The 2358-nt window shown below is 68.6% G+C and carries 4 protein-coding genes; 3 read left to right on the top strand and 1 reads right to left on the bottom strand.

What is annotated here, in order from left to right; genetic code table 11:
• Positions 1 to 334 precede the first annotated feature (334 nt).
• Positions 335 to 637: a DUF4193 domain-containing protein gene (locus ASJ79_RS22670; RefSeq protein WP_011779690.1), complete on the top strand. Its 303-nt coding sequence runs from the start codon at positions 335 to 337 to the stop codon at positions 635 to 637.
• A gap of 20 nt (positions 638 to 657) precedes the next feature.
• On the opposite strand, the gene ASJ79_RS22665 is transcribed toward ASJ79_RS22670, so the two are convergent.
• Positions 658 to 1134 (bottom strand): DUF3093 domain-containing protein, encoded by a 477-nt coding sequence (locus tag ASJ79_RS22665; RefSeq protein WP_067960194.1) that lies wholly within the window; start codon positions 1132 to 1134, stop codon positions 658 to 660.
• Between the two features lie 25 nt (positions 1135 to 1159).
• Here ASJ79_RS22665 and dut point away from each other — a divergent pair, with 25 nt between their 5' ends.
• Positions 1160 to 1624: a dUTP diphosphatase gene (dut, locus tag ASJ79_RS22660; RefSeq protein ID WP_067960191.1), complete on the top strand. Its 465-nt coding sequence runs from the start codon at positions 1160 to 1162 to the stop codon at positions 1622 to 1624.
• Positions 1625 to 1641: 17 nt separating this feature from the next.
• Positions 1642 to 2265 carry a DUF3710 domain-containing protein gene (locus tag ASJ79_RS22655; RefSeq protein ID WP_197420336.1) on the top strand — a complete coding sequence of 208 codons (624 nt, stop codon included), beginning with the start codon at positions 1642 to 1644 and terminating at the stop codon, positions 2263 to 2265.
• Positions 2266 to 2358: the final 93 nt, after the last annotated feature.

Raw genomic sequence — 2358 nt, 5'->3', positions numbered from 1 at the left:
AAGAGTTGCATGCCGGTCTGGCTCTGGGTGCCCGTGACCACGTGGACGCTGCCGTCCGGGCCCACCGTGATCGGTGCGCCGCCGAAGCCGAGGACACCCGGAACCTGACGCACCGTGAGCGTCGAACGCCGTGCCCTCGGTGATTTGCGCGACCACGACCAGCACTCTAGAGCCACCCGGCGCAGCGCTCCGACCGGCGGCGACAAGCTGGCGGGCTAAGATGTGACATAAATCACAGTAGAACCGGTGTCAATCCGGGCACGAATCATTTGGTGGATGCGTTCGACGCTGGTACAAAGCAACGCTGCAACGAGCTTCACGGAGGGGACAGGGTATGGCCACCGATTACGACGCCCCAAGGCGCACAGAGACCGACGACGTTTCCGAGGATTCACTCGAGGAACTGAAGGCGCGGCGCAACGAAGCTCAGTCGGCTGTCGTTGACGTCGACGAGTCGGAGTCCGCGGAGAACTTCGAACTGCCGGGCGCCGACCTGTCGGGCGAGGAGCTGTCGGTGCGGGTGATCCCGAAGCAGGCCGACGAATTCACGTGCTCGAGCTGTTTCCTGGTACACCACCGCAGCCGCCTGGCGAGTGAGAAGAACGGCGTGATGATCTGCACCGATTGCGCCGCCTGACCGCGGCTGCCGGGCCGTGATCAGGCGCGTAGCGCGGCGAGCACCTTGTCGGGGTGCTTCGCGCTGATCAGCCAGTACGGCGTGGGATCGTCCGGATCGTCGAGCACCAACAGCACCATCGGGCCCACCCAGGCCCGGTGGACGACATAGGCCGCCGGGTCGAGCTGACGCCCCAACGCCGCCGACTTGGCGGAGCGGGGGACCTCCGCCGCGCGCGAGACCACCGAGGCGGGCAGATGCGCGTCGCCGACCCAGAACTCGGTTTCGGTGCCGGTGGCCACCACCTTCAGCTCGGTCTTGCCCAGCCTCAGCAGCACGATGGCGGCCACGGGCAGCAGCACGGCATAGGGCAGCCAGCCCGGTAGCGCGTTGATGCCCTGATCAACTTCCAGCGCGATGAGGGCGGCGACCCCGAGTCCGGGCGGCCACCACCACAGCGGAACCCACAGCCGCTCGCGATAGCGGACTGTTTGGGCAGTGGCGCGCGTGTCAGACACGCGGCCCAGAGTAATCTCTGACGTCGTGTCCATCTCTCTGGCGGTAGTGCGTCTCGACCGCGACCTTCCGCTGCCCAGCCGGGCCCACGACGGGGACGCGGGAGTCGACCTCTACAGCGCGCTCGATGTCGAACTCGCTCCCGGCCGGCGGGCGCTGGTCCCGACCGGTGTGGCGGTGGCGATTCCGAACGGCATGGTCGGACTCATCCACCCGCGCTCGGGACTTGCTGCGCGGGTGGGGCTTTCGATCGTCAACAGCCCGGGCACGATCGACGCCGGCTACCGGGGTGAGATCAAGGTCTCGTTGATCAACCTCGATCCCGCGGCTCCGATCGTGATCCGCCGGGGCGACCGGATCGCCCAGTTGCTGGTGCAGCGCGTCGAGTTGCCCGAGTTGGTGGAGGTGACGTCCTTCGACGAGGCCGGGCTGGGGGACACGACCCGCGGCGCCGGTGGCCACGGTTCCTCCGGCGGGCATGCCAGTCTGTAAGGGGAGGGGACACGGCAGTGGGCAGACACCACAGTGACAGCGCTGCGACGCCTGAGGAGGTGACGTCGGTGGACACCGACGACGAGGAGCTGGAAGGCCCGTTCGACATCGACGACTTCGACGATCCGTCGGTCGCCGCGCTGGCGCGTCTGGATCTGGGCTCGGTGCTGATCCCGTTGCCCCGGAACGGCCAGGTGCAGGTCGAACTCAACGAGACCGGGGCGCCCAGCGCGGTCTGGATCATGACGCCCAACGGTCGTTTCACGATCGCGGCGTACGCGGCGCCCAAGTCGTCCGGACTGTGGCGCGAGGTGGCGGCGGAGCTGGCGGAATCGCTGCGCAAGGACGCTCCCCGGGTCAGCATCGAGGACGGTCCCTGGGGCCGGGAGGTCGTCGGCTCAGCCGGTGAGGGCGCCGCGGTCGTGCGCTTCATCGGGGTGGACGGCTACCGCTGGATGGTCCGCTGCGTGGTCAACGGTCCCTACGAGCGTATGGCCGAACTCGCGGAGGAAGCGCGGAATGCGTTGGCGGACACCGTTGTCCGCCGTGGCGACACCCCGCTTCCGGTGCGCACCCCGCTGCCGGTGCAGCTGCCCGAGCAGATGGCCGCGCAGTTGGCCGCGCAGCAGCAGGCCCATTAGATCAGCCGAGGGCGGCGGCGAGCATCGGCGGCAACCGGTCGGCGAGCACCGGGTACGACAGCGTGGACGCGTACGCGACGGCACCGGCGAGTT

Source organism: Mycobacterium sp. NAZ190054 (assembly GCF_001545925.1).
Taxonomy (GTDB): domain Bacteria; phylum Actinomycetota; class Actinomycetes; order Mycobacteriales; family Mycobacteriaceae; genus Mycobacterium.
This window is presented reverse-complemented; position numbering and strand designations above follow the sequence as displayed.